This is a genomic window from Campylobacter sp. 2018MI01 (assembly GCF_018501205.1).
GTDB lineage: Bacteria > Campylobacterota > Campylobacteria > Campylobacterales > Campylobacteraceae > Campylobacter_E.
Map to the genome: position 1 here is coordinate 1 of NZ_JAHCZE010000172.1, position 421 is coordinate 421.

A 421-nucleotide genomic window follows, 5' to 3' on the forward strand; every position below is an offset into this window, starting at 1 on the left:
GAGGCGAAGCGCAGGATATCCGACGGCACCTGGCCTACTGAGCGCAGTGATACGGAGTCTTCCCCGAGGCTGGGTAGCACCCGCTCGATGTCGCTCATGAATACCGATGACGGCCCGATGACGAGCACCCCGCCATTCTCCAGCCGAGTGCGATGAGAATAAAGCAGGAATGCTGCGCGGTGCAGCGCGACGACCGTCTTGCCGGTGCCAGGTCCGCCCATAATCGTCGTTACGCCTTGGTAAGGGGCGCGAATGGCCTCATCCTGCTCGGCCTGGATCGTCGAGACGATTGAATGCATTCGAGTGTCGCGGGCCCGAGAGAGAGACGCCATGAGGGCTCCCTCGCCGATAATCGGCAGATTCGCCTGCGAGGTAGAATCCAGCAGGTCATCTTCGATGCCGAGGACCTTGTCATCGCGAC

1 protein-coding gene is annotated in these 421 nt (G+C 61.5%); it reads right to left on the minus strand.

All coding sequences use genetic code 11. The annotated features are described in order from the left end of the window. On the minus strand, positions 1 to 421 hold a 421-nt coding region (locus KJQ97_RS10110; RefSeq protein ID WP_502756490.1), incomplete at both ends, for a UvrD-helicase domain-containing protein.